This is a genomic window from Herbidospora sakaeratensis (genome assembly GCF_001570525.1).
Taxonomy (GTDB): domain Bacteria; phylum Actinomycetota; class Actinomycetes; order Streptosporangiales; family Streptosporangiaceae; genus Herbidospora; species Herbidospora sakaeratensis.
On record NZ_BBXC01000013.1, the window covers coordinates 1 to 21,785 of the forward strand.

A 21,785-nucleotide genomic window follows, 5' to 3' on the forward strand; every position below is an offset into this window, starting at 1 on the left:
GTTCTAAGAAGCCCATCCGGTCCCGCGCCCGTAGCCGCCCGCCAGACTCCCGATTGAGGGCCGCACAGGACCAGCTCCCGTGGCGGTCGTGCCGGCGGGCTGCCACAACATCGACGTGGCTCCCGCTACTGGGAGACCGACCAGTAGTAGTTGGAGCTGTTGCCGTCGTCGTTCAGGACGAGGAACTCGTTCAGCGTGGTGCCGAACGGCTTGAGGGCGCGCCTGGTGGTGTAGGAGACGAACTTGGCGGTGCGCCAGTCGCCGCTGCGTTCGGGTTCGGCCCGCCACAGGAACTCATCGCCGTTGCTGCAGGTCTTGACGACGGCCGTGGGCAGTGCCCAGGCGACGCCTCCGGGCACGGCGCACTTGTTGGACTTGGAGTTGCGCATGCGGAACCAGATGTAGCCGTTCCGCGCCTGCACGTCCTCGAAGTACCACTCGTTGGCCGGCGGGGTCACGCCGCCGGTCCATGCCTGGAGGCGGCAGGGGACGGCGTCCGTGCACCCCGGAGCTGACCAAAACTCGTGGATGAGGTAGCCGCGAGTGCCGAGGTTCGCGATCACGTGTTGGCGGCCGTCCACGAACGGGGGATAGGCGCCGGGCTGGGCGGATTCGCGATCGAGGGCATGAGCGAGTCGTGCCACCTCGCCGGGAGCGGCATCGGCCGGCGCGGAGAGGAGCAGAGCGGAGCCGGCAAGCAGGAGCGTTGTCAGGCCGGCGGGCAGCGCGGTCCTGATGCGTAGTGAATTCATGGGTGGTTCCTTTTCTCGGAAGGGCGGGACTTGTCCGAATTGGCGGCCATCGCGTGTCGTGGTCATCGATAGCCCGTCAGTCCCGGCGGTCATGGGAATCTCTCGGCAGGCACGCCCGAGATCTAGGCACCGGGTGTGTCTTCCGCGCATCCCCATGGATATGACTCTGTGCTGTTGAATAACTGCTGAGAGTCATATCAGTCGCACGGCAATCCTCTTCCTGGTCCCCGCACGAATCACTTAACTTGGTGTCTTGATCGCGCAATGCTTTCGTTTGTTGTGCGCAAATCAGGGAGCATCTTCGCCCTGGGAGAGGCGCAAAGCTAATTCCCGCCCTCTGCCGAACATCGCTCCCAGCAACACCGGCTCCGGCAAGCCCGCTTAAGGCCCTATCGACCATGCGGCCCGGCCGAACGTGCTCACGCTCGCCCCTACGGGGTCACCTGCGGTGATTCCGCCGCCCCTTATGGGTGGTCCCCCCACCCGTGGCTGCCGAACTGGCTGAGACGCCCTGTGATGTCCCGAATCCCGTACAGGCGCGACACAAGCTGCGTCACCGGCACCGTGGGAAGCCGCGCGAACTCATCCAGCCCGCGATGTTTACCGGCCGGGTCCTAATCATCGGTGGCAGATGCCGCCGCCACCGCCACGACCCGGGCATGACACTTCAGCTCAGGGCATCGCCGCGACGCCTCCGGCCAGCAGGCCCGGCACGTCGGCGGGGAATTGGTGTCCCCGCAATCCAGCGGTGAATACGACATCTTGTGAAAAACACTCTGGGTCAGAATCCACGGAATACCAGCTTGCTGCGACCCGCCGCCTCCCCGCAGACCTGACACAGCTTCTTGGTCATACAGCGCCACTGCCGAACAGCATCGACCAGTCGCCACATCGGATCCCCTTGCCGGAGGTCTTCACCCGCGTCCGCAGCACGCCGTTCACCACATCAGACCGGCGACCAACCGGCGCATAAGTCCGGCCCGAGTACACGCACCTGATCGGATCGCAGACCAGTTCCTTAGATCTCGCCAGCACGTATGGGACCGCCACGCCGCCGTATCTCCTCATCCTCTGATCACATGGAAATTCCGTGAAAAGGCGGGGCAGGGAGCGCGCCGGAGGCGTGCGCGGGGGACACACGCGACAGCCCACCTCTTCGGGTCCCGCTGCAAGTACCCGAGAGGGAAGGCCACCGGCCCGGCCCATTCCGCAGACCAGAACCACGACTCCAACGACGTCGGCCCACACTCTGGGACCAGTTCCGCTGCCGCGAACACGTCCGAGGCGACCCCGACCGCGCCATGGCGCGCCCCCACGAAATACAGCCCACTCCCAACCGACGCGGCGGCTGGGGCGAACATGCTGGACCTCGTCTCTTCGGGACGCGGCCGGTCGTCCCGACCCGGGTCGGGACGACCGGCCTGTGGTGTCCGAGTCAGACGCCGATGTTGGCCTGCGGGCCCGCGTACGTGCTCACCAGGCCGGGCACCTGGGAGGCCGGGTCGAGCGTGTAGGAGTAGAACGAGCTCGGCGTGAAGGCCGACCCGCCCGTCTCCTGCTGGCCCGAGCAGCCCGAGCAGACGCTGCCCGACTGGCGGAGCTGGGCGGCGTCGTCGCGGTAGTAGGGGTCCTTCACGTTCTGGAAGTAGCTGTTCTCCAGGACCATCTTCGTCGCGCCCCGGGCGTAGTTGCCGTAGCCGGTGATGTTCTGCAGGTAGTTGTTGTAGAGGTGCGCGTAGGCGACGTTGTCGGTCGACGGGTTGCGGGAGGCGTTGTCGCGCAGCCAGTTGTGGTGGATGGTCATGCGCGCGGTGACGTTGGAGGTCCAGCCGATGCCGAACGCCTTGCGGCTCTCGGCGATGACGTTCCACGACACGGTCAGGTTGGTGGTGTCCTCGCGGCTGTCGATCAGGCCGTCGTTCATGCGGGTGATGTGGTTGTGGTCGATCCAGACGTTGCGGGCGCCGTCCATCTGGATGCCGTCGTAGTCGTAGGTGTCGTCGCCCGGGTCGTCCTCGGGCATGAGGGTGTCGCGGATGGTCAGGTTGCGGATGATGACGTTCGAGACGCCGTCGAGGAAGAAGCCGCCGCCGACGACGGAGCCGTTCCGGCCGACGCCGACGATGGTCTTGTTCGAGGCGACCCGGATCTCGTTGCCCCTGGGTGAGGCGGTGAGGGTGGCGTTGACCCTGATGACGTGGGGCTGGCTCGCGGTGGCGTACCGGACGAGATCGGCGTAGGTCGTCACGGTCACGGTCGTGCCTCCGGCGCCGCCGGTGGTGCCGCCGGTCGCGGCGAAGCCGTCGGGGGAGTCCGACCAGGTCCGGCCGCCGGAGGGGCCGTTGAAGGTCCACTGCATCCGGGCGACGTCGGAGCAGGACTCCTGGACGATCGGGTTGTTCCCGGCCGTCGAGCCGCCCTGGTTGCTGACGCACTGGCCGGTGGCGACGTTGCGGACGATGAACTTGCCGGGGGCCGCCGTGGAGGCGGTGAAGGTCCACTGCTGGTTGGGCTTGGTGCCGTCGCCGCACCCCCACTGCTGGAGCTGGGCGGTGGTGGGGGCGTCCAGGCAGCGGGTGCTGGCGCCGTTGACCAGGTTGAACACGCTTCCCTGCGGCACCGCCCTCCACTGGTGGGCGGTGCTGGTGGCCACGCACGCCACCTGGGTGGCCAGGCCGCCGTTGGCGGTGCCCGCGACGGTGAGGCACTTGCCGCTGGAGGCCGAGGCCAGGGTGTAGACGCCGTTCGCGACAGGGGCAGCGGCCTGGGCCGGAAGGGCGGTCACGCCGAGCAGGAGCGCGGCGACGAGCAGTGATCGTTTCATCGGTACGTGCCCTCTCAGAAGACGGGGTTCCAGCCGTCGGATCCGGCCAGGTAACGCTGCGGGGTGTAGTCGGCGGCCTGGGAATCGCTGAGCTGCGGCCGGTTGGAGCCGGTCCCGGCGCCGGAACCGGTGTTGCGGTATTCGCGGAAGCGCGCGTTCTGCCAGGTGTTGCCCGACATGTCGGTCCACGGTTGCGCGGTGCGGATCGTCGCGCTCAGCGTCGACTCGCGGTAGAGCACCTGCGCGTCGGGCCGCCACGGACGGCCGAGTTGCGTGGTGTTGTTCGTCGCCCCGGTGATGCGGGAGCGGTAGAAGAGGAAGCCGTAGGTCTTGGTCGCCGCCGTGCTGGCGGCGGTGATCGGGCCGCCGGTGGTGCGCTTCTCGTGGATGTCGCAGGCGTCGAACACGATGGTGCCACCGCCGAAGATGAAGTCGACGGTGCCCTCGACGTAGGAGTTCTTCACGTAGGCCCGCGCCGAGTCGTTGACCAGCAGCGTGTCCTGGTCGCCGAGCACCCGCACCCCGGTCAGGAGGGTGCGGTCGCCGTCGAGGCGCAGGGCCACGGCCTGGGCTCCGCTGGGCACGGAGCTCTCGTCGAGGTCGTTGGAGAAGGTCAGGTTGGTCGCGACGGCGTCCCGGCCGGAGATCTGGGCGGTGAAACTGCCCGAGGTGCCGTGGGTGTACGCCGAGCGGTTGTTCACGATCACCGTCGCCGACGGCGAGGACCCCAGCCCCTGGAGCGTCACGTAGGGCTTGTTAAGCGTGACGATCTCCCGGTAGGTGCCGGCCTTGATGGTGATCACCCGGCGCGTGGTGTTGTTCGAGGGCACGGCGTCGATCGCGGCCTGGACGGTCCGGTACTGCCCGGTCCCGTCGGCCGCCACGACCGCCGTCCCGCCGGCCGAGATCTGGTTGAACGTCCACTGCATGCGCGCGACGTCGGAGCAGGCCTCCTGGACGATCGGGTTGTTCCCGGCCGTCGAGCCGCCCTGGTTGCTGACGCACTGGCCGGTGGCGACGTTGCGGACCAGGAACTTGCCGGAAGCGGCGGTCGAGGCGGTGAAGGTCCACTGCTGGTTCGGTTTGGTGCCGTCGCCGCAACCCCACTGCTGGAGCTGGGCGGTCGTGGGGGCGTCCAGGCAGCGGGTGCCGGCGCCGTTGACCAGGTTGAAGCCGCCGCTCTGCGCCACCGCCTTCCACTGGTGGGCCGTGCTCGTGGCGGCGCAGGCGACCTGGGTGGCCAGGCCGCCGTTGGCGGTGCCCGCGACGGTCAGGCACTTGCCGCTGGAGGCCGACGCCAGGGTGTAGACGCCGTTCGCGGCCGGGGTGGCCGCCTGCGCCGGTGTTTGCGTTAACACAATCGGCAAGGCCAGGACCGCGAGCATTGACGCTCTGATCCTGGCCTTGAGGTGCGTGGGCATTGAGCCCTCCTCACGATGGGAGCGTTCGTGGCGCCCGCACCGTAAGATCCCTGAGAAAGTTTGTCAATCATCCAAACTAATCGCAGAGATCACCCGTGAAACGTTCACCCTGACGCCTTGACCTCGAGCAGCCCGACCGACGCCGTTCCGCTCTGCAGGGCGACCCGCAGCCGGGTCGTGGTGACGGGGGAGAAGACGGCCCGGTTGTAGGAGTCGGCCACGACGGGATAGGTCGCCGGGACGTCCACGTAGGACGACCCGTTCCACCACTGGAGTTTCCACGAGGCGGGCAGGTCGATGCCCTGGCCGTCGTCGAAGAAGTACACGTCCGCCGACCGCAGGGTCTGCGCCGAGGGCCAGGTCAGCTCGGCCCACTGGGCGCCGGTGTTCGGCCAGGCGCCCCAGCGCGGGTTGACGGTGTCGTTCGAGCCCGGCGGGTCGATCCCGTCGTTGATCGCGGCCACCGACTCCCAGGCCGAGGTGAAGGAGGCGCTCGGCGTCGCGCTCCGGGCGAGGTTGCCCGACGAGGCGCCGCCGGTCTGGATGGTGAACGTGCGGGTGACCGGGGTGCTGCGGGAGTCGTAGTCCCGGAGCTGCACGGTGAACTGCGAGGTCCCGTTGGCGGTCGGCGTGCCGGAGACGGTCCCGGTGAACCGGTCGAGGGTCAGCCCGGCGGGGAGCGCGCCGCCGGTGACCGTCCAGTCGTAGAACGGGACCCCGCCCCGGGCGGCGAGCCGCTGCGAGTACGCCGTGCCCGCGGTCGCCGAAGGCAGCGTCGTCGTGGTGATCGACGGAGCCAGGAACGGCGTCAGGTTGCGGTTGAGGCGCCAGCCCGCGTTCTCCGCGATGAGCAGCGCCAGCTTGGTCAGCGTCCAGCGCCGGGTCGGGAACGCGTGCGTCCAGCCGCCGCTCTGGCCGCTGATGCGATCCCAGTACTGCTGGGTTCCCGGGACGTGGTAGCTGGAGTCGAGCGGCACCCGGATGCCCTGGTAGGCCTCGACCTCCGCGTCGACGCCGCCCGACTGCACGTAGGAGCGCATGCCGGCCCAGTCGCTGTGGTAGGCGACGGCGTGCCCGTATTCGTGCATGACCAGGCCGTACACGTCGAGGACCGAACCGGTGATCGTGGTGCGCCACCAGTCCTCGTCGGCGAGGGAGGTGAAGAGCTGCTTGCCCGCCTCGTCGTACTCGAAGATCATCGCCGTCGAGCGGTGCAGCGGCCCCGGGACCTGCTGGCCGCCGCGGGTGGCGTAGCGGCCGTTCCTGGCCGGGTAGCCCGTCGAGTAGGGCGTCTGGATGCCCCGGAAGAACACGTAGTGGCCGGTGAACGCGCGGTCGTTGGTCACGTTGACCGTGTTCTGCCAGTCGTTGCCCGGCAGGTGGTTGGGCTCGGCCCCGGCCGCGACCGTGTCGAAGGGCGTCAGCTCGAAGTAGCGGAACCAGTCCTTCACCGCCTCCTCGGCCGCCGTCCGGAACGCGGTGTTGGTGAAGTAGCCGGTGATGGTGTCGAACCGGTAGTCGAAGGTGATCGGGATCGACGGTTCGAGCGTGGTCTTCTCGTCCTGCTGCACCCGGATCGGCATCGTCTGCGTGTACGTCGCCCCTCCGGCGTCCCGGATCGTCAGCCGGAACGTGTGGGTCTCGTCCTGCCCGGCGCCCCGTTTCGACTGGATGCCCAGCCGGAACGTGCGCTGCTCCGAGGCGCCGGAGAACGTCAGCGTCTTGGTCGCGCCGGTCGCGGTGAGCTGGCTCGGCAGATCCATCATGAACCGGGAGGTGCCCTCGGCCTTGAGGTCGACGGTGATGGGGAACCGCACGTCGCTCGGCGGCCGGACCGTGAAGGTCAGCGCGGGGTTGGCGACGTGCCCCTGCCAGTCGACGAGCTGGATGCCGTAGGAGTTGATCGTGCGCCCGAACATGTCGACGACCGTGGCCGTCGGCGCGGCGTGCGATGCGGTGGGGACGGCGATGAACGCGATGAGGAGAGTAGCGGTCAGGGCTAATCGTCTCACTGTGGATCCCTTCTGATGGAAAACCTTTTCGTCCACCTTTCGCCGGAACCTTACGCCCCAGTTAAGATCACCGAAAGCGTTTTCGTGAACGTATCTCCGCTGAGGAGGTGGAGCACGCTCCACCCTGAGTGGGCGGCGGGCCGGATGGTTGGGCCGACCGGCCGAACCTAGCCTCGGAGCATGAATTCGATCACGAAGACCGTGGCCGTCACCGCGGCGGCCGGACTCATTCTCGCGACCCTCCCGCTGCCCTCCTCCGCCTCCGCCTCCGACGACCGGCGGGGCCGGATCGTGTCGGCCGAGCGGCTGGACACGCTCTCCCCGAAGCAGGTGAGCAACAAGCTCAAGGGCGACGCCGGCGGTCCCTGGGACACCGGCAGGGTCAGGTACGGGGTGGAGACCTACCGGCTGGTCTATCGCACCCTCGACGCCAAGGGCGGCTGGACGACCGCCAGCGGTCTGGTGGCCTTACCCCGCAACGGCGACCGCCGCCTGAGAACCGTGTCGTTCACCCACGGCACCGAACTGTTCAAGGGTGACGCGCCCTCGACCGCCAAGGAGGTGTGGGGCACGGCGCCGGCGCTGACCTACGCGTCGGCCGGGATGGCCGCCGTCGCCCCCGACTACCTGGGGCTGGGCAGGGGACCCGGCCCGCATCCGTGGATGGACGTGCCGTCGGAGACGACCGCCTCGCTCGACATGCTGCGCGCGGCCCGCAGCTTCGCCGCGAGGTCGGGCCGCAGCCTGGAGCGAAAGGTGCTGGTCACGGGCTTCTCGCAGGGCGCCTCGGCGGCGCTCGGGCTGGCCCGCTCCCTGCAGGCCGGCGCCGACCCCTGGTTCGGGCTCGGCGCCGTCGCCCCGGTCAGCGGCGGCTACGCCTTCCGCGCCGCCGAACTGCCCGCCCTGCTGAAGGGCGAGACGAACCCGAAGGCGGGCGTCGTCTACGCGGCCCTGACCTTCGTCGCCTTCAACCGGCTCCACCACCTGTACGACTCGCCGGGCGAGGTCTTCCGCGCCCCCTACGACAAGCGCGTCGAAGGGCTGCTCGACGGCACCCACACGGGCATGGAGGTCGTCATGGGCACCCCGGACACCGTCGACGAGCTGCTCACCCCGCGCGGCCGGGACGCCCTCGCCGGCCCGACCGGCGGGCTGGCCGCCGCCCTGCGCGTCGCCGACTCGGTCTGCTCGTGGACGCCGAAGGTCCCGATCCGGCTCTACCTGGCCCAGGCCGACGAGCAGGCCGTGAACGCCAACAGCCACCGCTGCCGGGCCGACCTGCGCGCCCACGGGGTGGACGCCCCGCTGATCGACCTCGGCACCCCTGACTACGGCGGCTCCCGCCACCTCGGTTCCCACCAGAAGGCCACGGCGTCGGTGGTGCGCTGGTTCGCCTCCCTCGCCTGACCCGCGCGAAGGTCGTGCCGTGGCGCCGCCGGACGGCCTCGCCGAACGGCGCCGCGCGCCTCCCGGTCAGTACGGGTAGTGCACCGGCAGGTCGGTCGTCGTCAGCCAGCGGCGGGTGGTGAACTCCTCCAGGTTGTCGTCGCCGCCCGACCGGCCGCCGAGCCCCGACTGGCCGATCCCGCCGAACGGCACGCCCGCCTCGTCCTGCGGGGTGGCGTCGTTGACGTGCGCCATGCCGCCGCGCAGCCGCCGCGCCACCGACAGGCCGCGCCGCAGGTCGGCCGTCACGACCGAGTTGACCAGGCCGTATTCGGTGTCGTTGACGACCCGGATCGCCTCCTCCTCGTCGGCCACGACCAGCACCGGCGCGACCGGGGCGAAGATCTCCTCCCGCCAGAGCCGGGTGCCGGTGCCGACCGAGGTCACCACGGCGGGCCGGAAGAACGGGGCCTCGCCGGGACCGCCGGTGAGCACGGTCGCCCCGGCCGCGACGGCCTCCGAGAGCAGCTCCGCCGCCCGGGCGAACTGCCGCTCGTTGATCATCGGGCCGAGGCCGACCGGCTCGGTGAACGGGTCGCCGACCTTGATCGCCGCCGCCCGCCGCGTCAGCTCGGCGACGTACGCCTCCGCGATGCCGGCCTGGACGACGTGCCGTCCGGCCGTGATGCAGGTCTGGCCCTGGTAGTGGAAGCTCGACCAGGCGCCGATCATGGCCGCCTGCTCCAGGTCGGCGTCGTCGAGCACGATCAGGGCGTTGTTGCCGCCCAGCTCCAGCGACACCTTCTTCAGCAGCCCGCCCGCCTGGGCGGCGATGGCACGGCCGACCGCGGTCGAGCCGGTGAAGTGCACCATCGCGGTGTCCGGATGGGTGACCAGGCGTTCGCCGACCTCGGGGCCGCCCTGCACGACCCGCAGCACGTCGCCGTCGAACAGCTCGGCGAACAACGCGCCGCCGCTCAGCGGGGTCTCCGGAGACGGCTTCAGCACCACCGTGTTGCCCAGGGCGAGCGCCGGCGCGACCACCCGCATGCCGAGGACCAGCGGGAAGTTCCACGGCGTGATCGCGGCGACCACGCCGAGGGGCAGGCGTTCGGCCAGGCTGAACCGGCCCGCGTGGTTGGACGGCAGGACCTCGCCGACCGGCCGGGCGGCCAGCGCGGCGGCGGCGTGCAGCTCGCCGATCGCGGCGCCGATCTCGTAGTCGGCCTTGCCGGGGATGCAGCCGGTCTCGCGCACGATCAGGTCGCGCACCTCCGCCGCCCGCGCCTCCAGCCGCGCGGCGGCGGTCCGCAACACGGCGGCGCGTTCGGTGTACGGCAGCCCGGCCCAGCCGGGCTGGGCGGCGGCGGCCCGGCCGACCGCGGCGTCGACGTCGGAGACCGTCGACTCGGTGACCGAGCCGAGGGATTCGCCGGTCGATTTGTCCCTTGAATTCATGTCTGCTCCTCAGGTTGGAGACGCCGGGCGAGCGCGACCGCGCCGGTGACAGGGGGTTCGCTCAGGAGATGCACGGTCAGCCCCGGATGGTCGCGGGCGACCGCCTCACGGAAGGCGGAGAAGAGGTCGGGCTGGCCCGTCATGACGCCGCCCGCCGCGACGACGTCGGTGACCCCCGCGCCCCGGGCGGCCAGCACCCCGACCAGGTACGCCAGGCTTTCTGCGCCCGCCACGATGACCGCGCGGGCGTCGGCCGACCCTCGGGCGGCGGCGGCGAACACGGCCGGGGCCCTGGGCGCCCAGTGCTCGGCCGTCGGCAGGTCGTTGACGCTGCGGGCCAGCCCGACCGCGTCGGGCACCCCGAACGCCTCGACCAGCAGCGCCAGCAGCACGTCGCCGCCGTCGCCGGTGTCGTTCCTGGTCAGTGCGGCCCGCACGGCCTCCCTGACCAGGGCGGGCGCGCTGCCCTCGTCGCCGATGACCCAGCCCCAGCCGCCGGCGAACATCAGCCCGCCGCCGGGCCGCACCGCGACGGCGATCGAGCCGGTGCCGGAGATGACGCCGATGCCCGACGTCAGCCCGGCCGCCGGGACCAGCAGCGCCGCGTCGTTGGTGACCGCGGCCGGGACCCCGGCCGCCGCCGACAACGCGTGCGACAACTCGGCGCAGTGGTGCTCGTCGTCGCAACCCTGCGCGCCCACGGCGACCGCCGCGAGCGCGGCGCCCGCCGGGAGGTGCCGCTCGACCAGGCCGATGATCCACCGGGCCGCCTCGTCGACGGGGGTGGCCGACCACGTGTCGGTCGGGTCGACCACGTCGGCCAGGACGCGGCCGTCGGGGGTCTCGAACCGCAGGTGGGTCTTGGTGCCGCCGATGTCCAGCCCGGCCAGGACCGTCACAGCCACAGTCACAGGGCCGCCCCGACCTTGGTGTCGGCGTTGTCGAAGACGAACTCCTCGATGTCGACGCCGGCGTCCTCGGCCGTGCGGGCGACGAGCGCCTGGAGCACGAACGCCTCCAGCACCGCCCGCTGGTTCGGTGACACCGACGGCAGCCGGACCACCTGCAGCGCCGGGCCGGGCGCGACGTCGGCCGAGGTCACCAGGATGACCGGGTGGTCGGCGGCGGCCAGGGTGTGGGCCAGGGTGAGCTCGCGGTCGTCGCCGAACAGCACGTGCACGGTGTCGCCCGCCGACTCCATCGCGCCGTGCAGGTACTGGCGGGTGCTCATCGCCGCCGAGGGCAGCCGGACCGTCTCGCGGAACAGCAGCGCCCCGGCTTCCGCGGAACCGGCCGACGGCCCGCCGCCGACGAAGTCGCCGGCCTTCGCGGTGGCGAACGGCGTCGCCAGCGTGCCCGCCCGTCCGGCCAGCTCGGCCTCCAGGGTGTCGACGTGGCCGGGCAACCGCGCCCAGGAGGGGTCGACGGTCCCGCCGTCCCACGCTTCGGCGATCATCCCGAGGGCCACGACGGTCGCGGTGTAGCCGATCGTCGAGGCGTAGCTGTCGGGGATGCCGCCCAGCGACAGGGCGTGGCCCGCCAGGTCGGAGATGGGGGAGGGGGCGGCGTTGGTGACGGCGTACCGCAGATCGGGGTCGACGGTGCCGAGCACGGCCAGCGTCTCGGCGCTGCGCCCGCTCTGCGACACCGCGACCAGCGGGTGCCCGCTGCGCGGGAACGGCAGCGGATGGTCGCCCGCGCTGAGCCGCCAGGAGTGCACGCCCCGGCTGCGCAGCGTCCACACCGGCGCGCACGCGGCGGCGTGGCTGGCCCCGATGGCGACGAAGATCGGGCCATCTCCCCGGAACCAGCCCTCGGCCTGCCGGACCGTGACGTCCCTGCTCAGCCGCTCGATCGCGGTCCGCAGCGCGGCGGCCTGACCGGCCCGCGCGGACGCGAAGGAGATGTGACCTTCTTTCGGCGTTGACATGCTTTCCCCAGATATCGATGAGTCACGAATGGCAGTGCGTGGCGCCGCCGGACGCCGGGATGTCCAGCGTCGGGTTGCGGCCGAAGAAGCCGGATGGCTTGAGCTTGAAGCCGGTGGTGTCCACCGGCATGACCGGCCAGTCCTCCGGGCGCGGGAAGTGCGTCATGCCGAAGGTGTGCCAGAGCACGATCGGCGCGCCGTCGATGTCGCGGTCGGCGGCGACCCAGGCGGGCATGCCCGCCCCGCCCGGGTGCTGGTTGACCAGGTCGCCGGCCGGATAGAGCTCGGCGGGGTCGTAGGCGGTGACCCACAGGTGGCCGGCGGCGAAGACGGCCCGGCCGTACAGGTCGGACTCGGTGTCGGCCAGCAGCACCGGCATGCCCTCGGGGTGCAGCACGTAGGCGACGTCCTTGCCCAGCCGGTTGCGGACCTCGGGGTTGCCGACGCGCCAGACCCGGCCGCTCCGGCCGTCGGCCAGGCGGGGGGCGTCGCTCTCCCTGCGCAGGCGGGTGACCCGCTGGGTGATGCCGGTGCCGGTCGGGTTCTCCGGGCCGCGCGGCACGGCGACCGCGTCGATCTCCTCGACGTAGTTGGCGGGGCCGTCGACGGCCATCTCCAGGCGGGCGCTGAACAGGTGCTGGTGGTGCGGGGCGCCCAGGCCGGGGGCGACCTCGGTGGCGTAGGCGTAGTCGCCGCCGGGGTTCGGGTGGCCCGAGGTGAACACGACGCCGGTGGCCTTGACCTCCAGCTCGATCGTGCCGTCGAGGTAGAGGTACCAGTAGAAGCCGTAGTCGTAGTTGCCGACGGTGACGAAGAAGGAGATCACCAGGCGGCGGTTGCGGCGCACCTCGCTCGAATTGGTGAAGTGGCTGGTGTGCTTCCAGAGCACCCCGGCGTCCTCTTCGTGGATGCAGATCGCCTGGGGGATCACGCGCGGGTTGCCCGCGTTGTCGGCGACCACGGCGTCCAGATAGGTGATCTCGCCGAGGCAGTCGCAGCCGAGCTTGAGGGAGTTGGCGAAGTTGCCGAGCAGGTACTCGCCGCCGTCGAAGAAGGTCTGGAACCAGCGCTGGGGGCTCGGGTCGGCGTACGGGACGACCATCTCGGCGATCGAGGCCCGGTCGACGACCTTCCGGTCGTTGATCGACAGGTCGCGCAGCACCAGGCCCTCGCGCGAGTCGAAGCAGACCTGGACCTTCCAGCCGAGCCAGTCGAGCACCTGGTCGTCGTCGATGGTGAAGCTGGGGCCGTGCGGCTGGGTGATCTCGATCGGCTTCAGGCCCTCCCTCGCCGGTCCGGCGAAGGACGGAAGGTGGAAGTTGCCGTCCTCCTGCGGCACGTCCAGAACCGCGCTGTCGAGCACCTCGACGACCGTCTTGGCGATGACGTCCACGTAGGCGACGACGCCGTCGACCGGGTGGGCCCATGGCAGGTCGTGCTCGTCCTTCTGCAGGAAGGTCAGGGTGCGCTGGAGGCGGCGGCCCCGCTCGTCCTCTGTCATCGCCCGGCCCGCCGACAGCGGTTGCACACGCAGTTTCGACAGGTCGGTCAGGCCGCGCCGGCGCATCGCCTCAAGCCAGCGCCCGTCGGCCTGCACGATGGCCTCGACCATCGCGAACTCCAGCATGATGACCGGCACCTGGCCGTCGACCGCCGGGTCGAGCTCCACCGCCGAGACCAGGGCGGCGTCACCCGGGCGCACCACCACGTCGTGGGAGCGGCCGTCGGCCATGTCGACGAGCATCGCCCGCAACTCGCGCGGCCCGGCCGGCTCGCGCTTGTCCTGCTCCTTCAGGCCCAGGTACGACACGTGGGTCGTCTCGTTCAGCAGGCCCTCGCGGACGAGGATCTCGCGCGCCGCCGATATCTCCTCGGCGCGGAGTGTGCTGTGTTCCCTCACGATGACTCCTCTCATGACCAGATTAGTACCAAAGTGTGTACCACGCCATACCAATAGAGGCGTGGCGATACCGAATGGCTTGATTCGGGTGACCGTTAATGCCGGACGACCTGCCTGTTCATGCCGTCAGCTACCGGTTTGTCGGGATATCCGACCGGGCTAAACCAGGACTCATCTGGTCTTCTGTGGTTTGCGTACCGGAGGGTGGTTCCGCGATAATGCGAACGTGAACGCCCCGACGTCGACGTCGATCCACGCCGATCACCCCGAGCCGCTGTGGATCCAGGCGGTGAACCTGATCAAAGAACAGCTCGGCACCGGCGTGCTGAAGCCGGGCGGCCGGCTGCCCCCCGAGCGGGAGTTGTGCGAGCGGCTCGGCATCAGCCGGGTGACGCTGCGCAAGGCGCTGCGCACCCTGGTCGAAGAGGGCATCCTCAGCCCCTCCCACGGCCGGGGCTGGTACGTTGCGCCGAGCGCCGGAGCGCCCGCCCGCGAGTGGCCCAACAGCCTCGAGTCGTTCACCGAGACCGCCCGCCAGATGGGCCTGACGCCCAGCTCCACCGTGCTGCGCCACGAGGTGGTGCCGGCCAACCTCGACGAGGCCGAGCAGTTGTCCATCGCGCCCGGCACCCCGCTGTTCGTGCTGGAGCGGGTGCGCCTGCTCAACGGCGTGCCGACCGCGCTCGACCTGACCCAGGTCCCGGCCGAGCTGGTGCCCGGCTTCGCCGAGCTCGACTTCACCGGCGGCTCCCTCTACGAGCAGATCGCCTCCGTCGGCCTCCACCCGGCCCGCGCCAACGCCACCATCGAGGCCCGCGAGTCCGACGACCACCTCGCCGGCCACCTCCAGCTGGAGGTCGGCAAGCCGGTGCTGGTGATGCGCCAGCTCGTCTACAGCGCCAGCGACACCCCGCTGTTCGCCTCGACGGTCTGCTACCGCGGCGACCGCTACCGGCTGCGCACCAGCTTCCAGCGCTGAGGCGTTCACTTGCCGATGCCCGCGCTCAGGCCCTGGATGAACTGCCGCGAGAAGACCACGAACAGCACGATCAGCGGCACCGCGCCCAGCGTGAGCGCGCCGAGCAGCGCCGGGTAGTCGTTCAGGAACTGCCCCACGAACTGCTGCACGCCGAGCGTCACCGTCTGGTTCTCCTTGCTCGGCGCGAGGATGAGCGGGAACCACAGGTCGTTCCAGATCGGCAACATCGTCACCGACGCCACCGCCGCCAGGCCCGGCCGCACCATCGGCAGCGTGATCGACAGCGTGCGCAGCTCGCCCGCGCCGTCGATGCGCGCGGCCTCCTTGATCGCGCCCGGCACCGCCTTGAAGTACGTCATGAGCAGCGCGATAGCCAGCGGCAGGCTCATCGCCGTGTAGACCAGGATCAGCGCGACCAGCGTGTCCATGAGCTGCCACGAGATCATCGTCTTGATGATCGGCACGGTGCCCAGGCGGATCGGCAACATGATGCCCAGCACGAAGAACCCGCCCACGAGCGGCGCGAACCGCACCTTGTACTCGGTGAGCGCGAAGGCCGCCAGCGTCGCCAGCACCAGCGTGGCGACCGTGGCCCCGACCGTGACGATGAGGCTGTTGCCGTAGTTGGTGACGAACTGCCCGCGCGTGAACACCCGCTCGTAGCCGCCGAGGCTGAAGGTGTCGGCGTTCGGCAGCGCGAACGGCTGGCCGAAGATGCCCTGCGTGGTCTTGAACGAGTTGACCACGATCACCAGGATGGGCGCGACCGCGAGCAGCGCGAAGAAGATCAGCAGCGCGTGCGTCACGAGCGACCCGGCGCGGTCTCGGTTGTTTCTCACAGTTCGTAACTCCTGAGACGGCGGTGCAGCAGCCCGAAGTAGGCGGCGGTGACGACCAGGATGATCAGGAAGATCACGCTGGCCACCGTCGCGCCCAGGTCGAGGTCGGAGAGTTGCCCGCTCGATCCGAAGAAGGTGCGGTAGAACAGCGTGCCGAGGATGTCGGTGCTGTAGTTGGGCCCGGGGGCCGAGCCGTTCAGGGCGAAGACCAGGTCGAACCCGTTGAAGGTCCAGATGTACGTCAGGATCGCGATCAGCCCGAACTGCGGCGCGATCAGCGGGAACTTCACCCGCCAGAACGTCGACCAGGCGCCCGATCCCTCGACCCGGGCGGCCTCCAGCACGTCGTTGGGCACGGCCAGCAGGGCGGCGTACAGGAAGATCATGGGGATGCCGACGTACTGCCAGACCGACATCAGCGAGATGGTCGGCAGCGCGGTGCGCTCGTCGCCGAGCAGCGGGAAGTCGACCAGGCCCCACAGCGGGTTGATGATGAGCCGCCACACGAAGCCGACGATGACCACCGACAACGTGGTCGGGATGAACAACAACGTCCGGTAGAGGCCCGTCGACCGGCGCAGCCTGCCGGAGGTGAGCAGCGCGGCCAGCAGCAGGCCGAGCGGCACCTCCACGAGCAGGTGGATGGCGAAGAACTCCAGGTTGTTGGTCAGCGCGTTCCAGAAACGCTCGCTGGTCGTCGGGTTGGTGAACAGGTAGACGTAGTTCTCCAGGCCGACGAACCTGGCGACGCCCGAGTCGGTGTCGTACAGGCTGTACCAGATGGAGTTCACCAGCGGGAGCGCCGCGAACACCACGTAGACCGCGAGCGCGGGCAGGGTGAACACGAGGAAGTAGCGGTAGTGGGCCCGGTTCAAGACGTGCCTTTCGGATCGCAGAAGGGTGCCGGGCCCCGAGGGAGGGGGCCCGGCACGGTTCTCACTGCTGTGGCGTGTACCAGCTGGCCAGGCCCTTCTGGAGTTCCTCGGTCGCCTGCCGCGTGCTGAGGTCCTCGTTGAGCATGAGCTGGAGCACCCGCCACACCTCGTCGTCGAACGGGGGAGTGCCGGCGCTGAGGCGGTCGAGGCCGAGGCGCGGGGTGAGCTGCGCGCCGTTCTTCAGGTCGGCGAACGCCTGCGCGAGCGGGTTGGTGTACGTCACGGGCTGCTTGGCCATCGAGAAGAAGCCGGGCAGCTTGTTGACGTACAGCTCAAGGAACTCGGGGGTGGCGGTCCAGGCGAGGAACTCCTCGGCGGCGGCCTTGTTCTTGCTGGCCGCGCTGATGCCGATCGCCATGTCGGGCATCTCCTGGAGGTAACGCTGACCGCCCGCGACGTCGGCCGGCGGGCCGAAGACGCCCACGTTGAGGCCGTCGACGGCGACCTGGTTGATGTTCCACGAGCCGTCGGGCAGGATCGCCGCCTTGCCGAGCGTGAACAGCTGCGTCATGTCGGGGTACTTCAGGCTCTCGAAGCCCTTGGGCAGGTAGGGCTTCCACGCGGCGAACGCGTCGAAGGCCTTCTGGAACTCGGGGTCGGTGACCTTCTTGGTGCCCTTGATGAGGCCCTGCCGGCCCTCCTCGCCCTTCCAGTAGACCGGGCCGATGCTGTAGAGGCCGTTGTACGCCAGCTGCCACGACTCCGACGAGCCGACCGCGAGCGGCGTGTACTTGCCGTTGTCCTTGATCTTCTTGAGCACCGCCAGGAACTCGTCCTGGGTGGTCGGCACCTGGAGGCCGAGCTCGGCGAAGATGTCCTTGTTGTAGTAGAAGCCGGCCAGCACGGCGGCCGTGGGCAGGCAGTAGCGGCTGCCGGCGTCGTCCGACCACGGGTCGAGCGCGAGCGGCTCGAACGAGTCGAGCATCGGCTTGCCGTCGAGCTTCTCGAAGTAGCCCTTCTTGATCCACGAGCGGTTCACGTCGTAGGGCCGGCAGGTGATGAGGTCGGGGCCGGTGCCGCCGTCCACCTGCGACTGGATCGCCGCGTTGTACTCGTTGGTGTTGGTGGCCGCGAACTTCACGTCGATGTCCGGGTGGGACTTCTCGAAGGCGGGGAGGATCTCGTCCTCCCACATCGCCAGGTCCTCGGTCCGCCAGCTGCCCAGGGTCAGCACCGTCTTCTCGCCGGCGGCGGCCGGGGCGGTACCGCCGCCGGTGGTCACGGGTGTCGCCGACGGCGCACAGGCCGAGGTCAGGACGGCAGCCGCCACCGCGACCAACGCAACGGATGCACGTATTGCATGCATGGGCTTGCCTCTCGCTTCGTTTGATGCGGAAGCGTACACAGACGACCTGGGTGGTAACAAGAGGTATTGCTTTGGTTTACGGTGATGCTACCTTTCGAACCACGGCGTGCCCTTTGCCGCCTGGAACCGCGTCCGGAGGACCAGATGATCGGTGTCGGCCTGCTCGGTGCAGGGTTTATCGGCGAGTGTTACGCCGACGCACTCGACGACGTGAAGGGTGCGGAGCTCGTCGCGCACTACTCCCGATCCCCCGAGAGGGCCGCCGCTTTCGCCGCCCGACCGGGACGCAACACGAGACCACACGAGACCATGAAGGCGCTCTGCGAGGACCCGGCCGTCGACCTCGTCGTCGTCGCCCTGCCGAACGAGGTGCACCTGGAGGCGGTGCGGCAGGTGGCCGCCGCCGGCAAGGGCGTCGTGTGCACCAAGCCGCTCGCGCGCACCGGCCCCGAGGCCGAGGAGATCCTCAAGGTGGTGACCGAGGCCGGCGTCTGGCACGGCTACGCCGAGAGCTCGGTCTTCTCGCCCAACATCGCCAAGGCCCACGAGATCGTCGAGGCCGGCGGCATCGGCGACGTGCTCTGGATGCGCGCCCGCGAGGGCCACTCCGGCCCGCACGCCCCCCACTTCTGGGACGCCGAGACCGCGGGCGGCGGCGCGCTGCTCGACATGGGCTGCCACACGGTCGAGTCGGCCCGGCACTTCTTCGGCAAGGACAACCCGGTCGTCGAGGTCTTCGCCTGGGGCGCGACGCTGGCCCACCGGGACAAGACCACCGGCGAGGACACCGCCATCGCGCTGCTGAAGTTCGCCGGCGGCCAGGTCGCCTCGATCGAGTCGTCGTGGGTGGAGAAGGGCGGCATGCAGCTGCGGCACGAGTTCGTCGGCAGCGCCGGCCGCCTGGTCACCGACACCGCCTCGACGCCCGTATGGGGCTTCATCACCCAGCCCGTCGGCTACCTGGTGGAGAAGGCCGACGCGGACACCGGCTGGGTCTACCCGGTGCCGGAGGAGACCCGGGCGTACGGCTTCTCGCAGCAGATGCGGCACTTCGTCGACCGGTTCGCCGCCGGGGAGACGCCGCTGGAGACCTTCGACGACGGCGTGGTGGTCAACCGGATCATCGACGCCTGCTACCTGTCGATGAAGACGGGCCGCTGGGAGCCGGTTCAGCACAGGCCCTAGGGTGCCTGCATGTCCGAAATGCCGTCACGGGTGGAACTGTCCCCCTTCACCGTCGCCGACCAGGACGAGTTCTGCTCGCTCGTCGCGGCGAGCGCCGAGCTCCACCATCCGTGGATGCAGCTGCCCGCCACCCCCGAGGCGTTCCACGCCTGGATGACCCGCTTCGCCGACGGCGCCAACCTCGGCTTCCTGATCCGGGTCAGGGAGACCGGCGCCGCCGTCGGCGTGGTCAACGTCAACTCGATCATCCGAGGGCGCTACCAGGGCGCGTCCATCGGCTACGCGGCGTTCGCGCCGTCGGCCGGACGCGGGTACATGACCGAGGGCCTCACCCTCACCCTGCGGCACGCCTTCGGGGAACTGCGGCTGCACCGGCTGGAGGCCAACATCCAGCCGGGCAACGCGGCGTCGCTGGCGCTGGTCCGGCGGCTGGGTTTCCGGTACGAGGGCCTGTCGCCCGACTACCTCTACATCGACGGCGCCTGGCGCGACCACGAACGCTGGGCGATCACCGCACCGGCCCCGTGGACCCCCGACTCGACGCTGCCCGAGGTCTAGGGCGTCATTTGAAATATCACAACGCTTTCTGCGTGATGTTAACTGCCGTGCGCGCCGGTCCGGAAATCGCGTGCGAAAAAAAGTGACGACGGCAAATTGAAATGGCGTCGACCGCGGCTCACACTCAGGGTCAAGGAGGCCTGACCCCTCATTTCTTGGAGCCGCAATGGACCGAGCCGTAATCGGAATGCACAAGCGCCGGAAATCGATGTTCCGGCGCGTCGCGTCCGCCACCGTCGCCATGCTCTCCGTGGCGTTCCTCGCCGCGCCGCCCGTCGCCGCGGCCACGCTGCCGACGCCGAAGGACCTGACCGCGTACCTCGACCTGGAATGCTTCAAGACCAGCCAGTACCAGCCGCCGGCCACCGTGCTCACGCTCCGGCACCTGAACCCGGTGTTGTCGAACCTGCCGATCGAGACCGTCACGCTCGGCCCGCGTGAGCAGCTCTGCGTCCCGGTCGCCAAGAACAACCAGGTGCCGCCGTCGCCGGCGCTCGACTTCCTCCGCTTCATCGACCTGTCGTGCTACCGGATCTCGGGCGTCACCGTGAACACCGGGTTGGTCCTAAGCCACCTCAACCCGCTGTTCCAGACCTACCCGCGCACCCAGATCACGATGACCAGCCCGCAGCAGCTCTGCGTGCCGGTGGTCAAGAACAACGCGGTCCCGCCCGCCGACATCCTGCGGCTGGTCCGGCACATCGACCTGAAGTGCTACGGCATCACGCCGAACACCTCGCTGAACACGCAGCTCGGCCTGCGCCAGCTCAACCCCGTGCTGGTGCCGATCATCCCGAACCACGCCGCCGTGGTCGGCTTCGCCCGCCAGCTCTGCGTGCCGGTGCAGAAGGCCGGTGACACCATTCCCGCCGACGTCCTGAACATCATCCGCTGGATCGACCTGGAGAAGTTCGACCTGAGCGTGGCCGCCACGCCCCAGGTCGGGCTGACCCTGCGGCACATCAACCCCGTCCTGGCCAATCTCCCGGCCGAACAGGCCGTGCTGACCGGCGCCAGCCAGCTGGCCCTGCCGGTCGCCAAGAACGGCGCCTTCCCGCCGGGCTGAACCTTTTGAGAAAGCGGAGCCCTTTTCCCGTGAAAGGGCTCCGCTGTTTCTCCGGCAATTGCCGGCGATGAATTACCGCGCCCGGGCGAGCAGCAGGAGGAGGAATCCGGCGACGGCCATCGCCGTGCGGACGAGATGGAGGTTCCACCATTCCGTCCGGGCCCGCGCCCAATCGACCGGCAGCAGGTCGGGATTCCACGAGTCGGCCAGCCGGTTCAGCGCGTCGAGCCGCGTCACCGTGAGCACGATCACCGCGACGACCAGAACCGCCGCGCCGGCGCTCAGCCAGAACCCCGGCCCGCCGCGCGCGTAGCCCAGCACGCACGTCGCCACCAGCAGCGCCAGGCACGTCAGCAGCAGCACCGGCATGGACCGCCCGTAGTCGGCGTTCAGCCCCTGCCAGTAGCGCACGTAGTCGGGGCCCGGCAGCGACCGCAACGACGGCGCGAGCGCGGTGAACACGAGCCCGCCGGCGAACACCCCCAGCAGGGCCGTCGCCCCGGTCCGGACGGCTTCGAACATCGGCACCCCCATAATCGACTGGAAGCGCACCATTTCATTTGAATCGATTAAAGTCAATGTGTGGGTGACCGTCATGAACCAGAAGCGCCGGTACGTCAGCGGCGTCCGCCAGGAGAACGCGCGCGCCACCAGGGAGCGCATCGCCGCGGCGGCCCGGACCCTCATGCTCGAACGCGGCTACGCCGCCACGACCATGGCCGACGTCGCGCGGGCGGCGGGCGTGGTGGTGCAGACGCTCTACACCTCCAGCCCGGGCGGCAAGCCGGGCCTGGCCAAACTGGTCTGGGATGTCACCCTGGCCGGCGACGCCGAGCCGGTGCCGCAGAGCGAACGCCCCCAGGTCCGGGCGATCATCGCCGAACCCGACCCGGTGAAGAAGCTGGCCGCCTACGCGGCGATGGCCGTCGAGATCTACGAGCGGGTCGGTCCCGTCCACCGCGTCCTGCGCGCCGCGGCCTCCGCCGACGCCGGCCTGGCCGACCTGCTGGCCGCCACCGAACGGCAGCGCCTCACCGGCAGCCACGGCCCGGCGGCCCACCTGAAGGAGGCCGGTGCGCTGCGCGAGGGCCTGACCGTCGAGCGGGCCGCCGCCCACCTCTACGCGCTGACCTCCCTGGAGGTGTTCGAGCACCTGACGGAGGTCGCCGGCTGGACGCCGGAGGAATGCCGCGACTGGCTGGCCCGCGTGCTTCGCGACACCCTCCTGGCCTGA

18 protein-coding genes are annotated in these 21,785 nt (G+C 69.9%); 6 read left to right on the forward strand and 12 right to left on the reverse strand.

Features of this window, described 5'->3' with window-relative positions:
• Nucleotides 1–125: 125 nt before the first annotated feature.
• From AW271_RS39895 to AW271_RS41500, 4 genes are all read right to left on the reverse strand, one after another.
• Nucleotides 126–752 (reverse strand): RICIN domain-containing protein, encoded by a 627-nt coding sequence (locus AW271_RS39895; protein WP_157554461.1) that lies wholly within the window; start codon nucleotides 750–752, stop codon nucleotides 126–128.
• A gap of 1,435 nt (nucleotides 753–2,187) precedes the next feature.
• Nucleotides 2,188–3,576, reverse strand: coding sequence for a pectate lyase family protein (locus tag AW271_RS21215; RefSeq protein WP_062339155.1), 1,389 nt, complete (start codon nucleotides 3,574–3,576; stop codon nucleotides 2,188–2,190).
• A 14-nt stretch (nucleotides 3,577–3,590) separates the two neighbouring features.
• Nucleotides 3,591–4,934 (reverse strand): pectinesterase family protein, encoded by a 1,344-nt coding sequence (locus tag AW271_RS21220; RefSeq protein WP_218008117.1) that lies wholly within the window; start codon nucleotides 4,932–4,934, stop codon nucleotides 3,591–3,593.
• A gap of 167 nt (nucleotides 4,935–5,101) precedes the next feature.
• The gene (locus AW271_RS41500; protein ID WP_063818065.1) at nucleotides 5,102–7,009 is read right to left on the reverse strand and encodes an Ig domain-containing protein; all 1,908 of its coding nucleotides are present in this window, start codon (nucleotides 7,007–7,009) and stop codon (nucleotides 5,102–5,104) included.
• A gap of 180 nt (nucleotides 7,010–7,189) precedes the next feature.
• Here AW271_RS41500 and AW271_RS42440 point away from each other — a divergent pair, with 180 nt between their 5' ends.
• Nucleotides 7,190–8,416: an alpha/beta hydrolase family protein gene (locus AW271_RS42440; RefSeq protein ID WP_063818066.1), complete on the forward strand. Its 1,227-nt coding sequence runs from the start codon at nucleotides 7,190–7,192 to the stop codon at nucleotides 8,414–8,416.
• A 66-nt stretch (nucleotides 8,417–8,482) separates the two neighbouring features.
• Here AW271_RS42440 and AW271_RS21235 read toward each other — a convergent pair whose 3' ends face one another.
• The 4 genes from AW271_RS21235 to AW271_RS21250 are packed head-to-tail and all read right to left on the reverse strand — an operon-like array spanning nucleotide 8,483 to nucleotide 13,683.
• Nucleotides 8,483–9,853 carry an aldehyde dehydrogenase family protein gene (locus tag AW271_RS21235; protein WP_062339157.1) on the reverse strand — a complete coding sequence of 457 codons (1,371 nt, stop codon included), beginning with the start codon at nucleotides 9,851–9,853 and terminating at the stop codon, nucleotides 8,483–8,485.
• The gene (locus AW271_RS21240) at nucleotides 9,850–10,764 is read right to left on the reverse strand and encodes a BadF/BadG/BcrA/BcrD ATPase family protein (RefSeq protein ID WP_063818067.1); all 915 of its coding nucleotides are present in this window, start codon (nucleotides 10,762–10,764) and stop codon (nucleotides 9,850–9,852) included. The genes AW271_RS21235 and AW271_RS21240 overlap by 4 nt, the downstream gene beginning before the upstream one ends.
• The gene (locus AW271_RS21245) at nucleotides 10,761–11,783 is read right to left on the reverse strand and encodes an SIS domain-containing protein (RefSeq protein WP_062339158.1); all 1,023 of its coding nucleotides are present in this window, start codon (nucleotides 11,781–11,783) and stop codon (nucleotides 10,761–10,763) included. Before AW271_RS21245 ends, AW271_RS21240 begins: the two co-directional genes overlap by 4 nt.
• A gap of 22 nt (nucleotides 11,784–11,805) precedes the next feature.
• On the reverse strand, nucleotides 11,806–13,683 hold the full coding sequence (locus AW271_RS21250) for a primary-amine oxidase (RefSeq protein ID WP_245653145.1): 1,878 nt from the start codon (nucleotides 13,681–13,683) through the stop codon (nucleotides 11,806–11,808).
• 226 nt (nucleotides 13,684–13,909) lie between these two features.
• On the opposite strand from AW271_RS21250, the gene AW271_RS21255 reads away from it, so the two are divergent.
• Complete coding sequence (locus tag AW271_RS21255) at nucleotides 13,910–14,662, forward strand: GntR family transcriptional regulator (protein ID WP_062339160.1); 753 nt, start codon at nucleotides 13,910–13,912, stop codon at nucleotides 14,660–14,662.
• Nucleotides 14,663–14,667: 5 nt separating this feature from the next.
• Here AW271_RS21255 and AW271_RS21260 read toward each other — a convergent pair whose 3' ends face one another.
• The 3 genes from AW271_RS21260 to AW271_RS21270 all read right to left on the reverse strand — a co-directional run bounded on the left by AW271_RS21260 (nucleotide 14,668) and on the right by AW271_RS21270 (nucleotide 17,706).
• Nucleotides 14,668–15,501: a carbohydrate ABC transporter permease gene (locus AW271_RS21260; RefSeq protein WP_062339161.1), complete on the reverse strand. Its 834-nt coding sequence runs from the start codon at nucleotides 15,499–15,501 to the stop codon at nucleotides 14,668–14,670.
• The gene (locus AW271_RS21265; RefSeq protein WP_062339162.1) at nucleotides 15,498–16,376 is read right to left on the reverse strand and encodes a carbohydrate ABC transporter permease; all 879 of its coding nucleotides are present in this window, start codon (nucleotides 16,374–16,376) and stop codon (nucleotides 15,498–15,500) included. The genes AW271_RS21260 and AW271_RS21265 overlap by 4 nt, the downstream gene beginning before the upstream one ends.
• Nucleotides 16,377–16,437: 61 nt before the next feature.
• Nucleotides 16,438–17,706 (reverse strand): ABC transporter substrate-binding protein, encoded by a 1,269-nt coding sequence (locus AW271_RS21270; RefSeq protein ID WP_169806374.1) that lies wholly within the window; start codon nucleotides 17,704–17,706, stop codon nucleotides 16,438–16,440.
• Nucleotides 17,707–17,886: 180 nt separating this feature from the next.
• Between AW271_RS21270 and AW271_RS21275 the strand changes: the two genes are divergently transcribed.
• From AW271_RS21275 to AW271_RS21285, 3 genes are all read left to right on the forward strand, one after another.
• Nucleotides 17,887–18,927 (forward strand): Gfo/Idh/MocA family protein, encoded by a 1,041-nt coding sequence (locus AW271_RS21275; RefSeq protein WP_062339164.1) that lies wholly within the window; start codon nucleotides 17,887–17,889, stop codon nucleotides 18,925–18,927.
• Between the two features lie 9 nt (nucleotides 18,928–18,936).
• Nucleotides 18,937–19,485, forward strand: coding sequence for a GNAT family N-acetyltransferase (locus AW271_RS21280; protein ID WP_062339165.1), 549 nt, complete (start codon nucleotides 18,937–18,939; stop codon nucleotides 19,483–19,485).
• Nucleotides 19,486–19,651: 166 nt separating this feature from the next.
• Nucleotides 19,652–20,551, forward strand: coding sequence for a hypothetical protein (locus tag AW271_RS21285; protein WP_062339166.1), 900 nt, complete (start codon nucleotides 19,652–19,654; stop codon nucleotides 20,549–20,551).
• Nucleotides 20,552–20,623: 72 nt separating this feature from the next.
• On the opposite strand, the gene AW271_RS21290 is transcribed toward AW271_RS21285, so the two are convergent.
• A complete protein-coding gene (locus AW271_RS21290) occupies nucleotides 20,624–21,073 on the reverse strand; it encodes an anthrone oxygenase family protein (protein WP_245653146.1) in 450 nt (149 codons plus the stop codon).
• Nucleotides 21,074–21,146: 73 nt separating this feature from the next.
• Between AW271_RS21290 and AW271_RS21295 the strand changes: the two genes are divergently transcribed.
• Entirely contained in the window at nucleotides 21,147–21,785 is a 639-nt protein-coding gene (locus tag AW271_RS21295) for a TetR/AcrR family transcriptional regulator (protein ID WP_062339454.1), read from the forward strand.